Genomic DNA, 1767 nt, shown 5'->3' on the forward strand with positions numbered 1-1767 from the left:
GGCGCCGTCGGCGGCGCGACGTCCGTGCCACCGTCGGACGGCGGCGGGCCGACGGGCGGGGGGATCGCGGTGGACGCCAGGTCCGCGGCGGCGATCCCCTCGGGGGGCGTCGGGGCGCCGGCCTCGTCGACCAGGCCGTCGGGGTGGATCAGGAGCGACCAGACGCCGTCGGGGTCGCGCACCTGCACCGGCAGCGGCGACCCGACGGAACCGGCCAGGGTCGCGATGCGCTGCGTGATGGCCGCACCCGCCTCCTGGAGGTTCGCGGTCTGCACCTGCTCGATCACGCCGTCGACGGAGATCTCGCCCGTGCCGTCCTCGCGCACCTCGGCGCGGATCTCCGGCAGGCGCGTGGCGGCCGGTGCCTGTCCCTCGGTGTCGGTCATCAGTCGCCCTTCGCTGGCTGGTCGCACGTCCCAGAAACTACGCGCACCGGGCGTACGCCGCATCGCCGAGCCGCAGGCCAGACCCGGTGCCGACGTCCCGAGGAGCCGTCAGTCGGCGATGTCGAGCTCGAACCAGACCGTCTTGCCGGGGTGCCCGTCGGCCCGCGCGGTGGTCCCCCACGACTCCGCGAGCGCCTCGACGAGCGCGAGACCGCGACCGCTGGGCGCCGTCGGCTCGGGGTGCGACACCGTCGGCCGGCCGCCGCCGTCGTCGGTCACGCCGACCCGCACGGTGCGCTCGCCGACGCTCACGTGCACGTGCACGAGCCCGTCGGACGGCCCGTGCAGCACCGCGTTCGACACGAGCTCGCCCGTCAGCAGCTCCACCACCTGGTTGACCGCGCCGGTCACACCCGACTCGGCCACGGTCCGCATGACCCAGTGCCGCGCGGCTCGCGGCGCGGAGCGCTCGGCGCGCACGACGACCTCGTCGTCCACCCGCCACTCCCGCCGGAGGCTCGCGGCGCTCCTCAGGTCTCGCACGTCACCCACCCGTCAAGGGTGCCCGAACGTCCGCCGTCGCGCCGGGCGGACGCCGACGCGTCCGGGTGACGTGCACATGACCTGCACACCGACGCCGGTCAGGCGCGGTGCTCGACCAGCCCCACGAGGTTGCCGTCGGGGTCGCGCACGAACGCCTGCCACTCGTCGGTGCCGGCCGGTCCCAGGGTGTCGTCGTCGTGCCGGAAGATCACGTGCGGCTCGCCCTCGACGGGCACCCGGGCCGCACGCAGCCGCTCGACGGTGGCGGCGACGTCGTCGACGCGCAGGTACAGCAGCGCCGACGGCGCGCCCCTGTCGAGCAGCAGGCGGACGCCGTCGAGGTCGAAGAACAGCAGGCCGGGCGGGTCGAAGCGCGCGGTCGGCCCGCGTCCCAGGAGGTCGGCGTAGAAGGCCGCGGCACGGTCGAGGTCGGTGGCCCGCTGGGCCACCTGCACGAGGCTCATCGCCCCATGCTCCCGCGCGCGGCGCCCGCAGGACAGGCCCGTCGTCGCCGCTGGTCACGCGGCGTCTGAGGTACCTCAGACGCGCCTCACCCCGATCCGGTCGCCGAGACCCGTCGACCGACCGATCCACGGCGGGGGGCCTCACGAGCAACGTGAGGGTCGACGGAGAAGGCATCGCGAGGAGGAGGACACCATGACCGAGCTCTGGGGACCGGCGCTCGACGCCGAGCTCGCGTTCCGCCGCGAGCAGCTCGTCGTAGCCGAACGAGTGGAACCGCTCGGACTCGATGCGCTCGTCGCGCGGGCGGCTGGGGGCGTAGGAGGCGACGAAGTCGTCGAGGTGGGAGCGGGTCAGCGGATTCTGCTTGAGCGTG

3 protein-coding genes and 1 pseudogene are annotated in these 1767 nt (G+C 74.9%); 1 reads left to right on the top strand and 3 read right to left on the bottom strand.

Features of this window, described 5'->3' with window-relative positions:
- The 3 genes and pseudogenes from HGA02_RS18430 to HGA02_RS18440 form a co-directional block, all read right to left on the bottom strand.
- A pseudogene (locus tag HGA02_RS18430) lies at nucleotides 1-386 on the bottom strand (chromosome partitioning protein); the annotation flags it as partial.
- A gap of 108 nt (nucleotides 387-494) precedes the next feature.
- Entirely contained in the window at nucleotides 495-884 is a 390-nt protein-coding gene (locus HGA02_RS18435) for an ATP-binding protein (protein WP_343035605.1), read from the bottom strand.
- A gap of 143 nt (nucleotides 885-1027) precedes the next feature.
- Nucleotides 1028-1393, bottom strand: coding sequence for a VOC family protein (locus tag HGA02_RS18440; RefSeq protein ID WP_168680765.1), 366 nt, complete (start codon nucleotides 1391-1393; stop codon nucleotides 1028-1030).
- Nucleotides 1394-1586: 193 nt separating this feature from the next.
- On the opposite strand from HGA02_RS18440, the gene HGA02_RS18445 reads away from it, so the two are divergent.
- The coding region (locus HGA02_RS18445; RefSeq protein ID WP_168680767.1) for a hypothetical protein at nucleotides 1587-1767 on the top strand (181 nt) is incomplete at its 3' end.

This window comes from Cellulomonas septica (assembly GCF_012396155.1).
GTDB lineage: Bacteria > Actinomycetota > Actinomycetes > Actinomycetales > Cellulomonadaceae > Cellulomonas > Cellulomonas septica.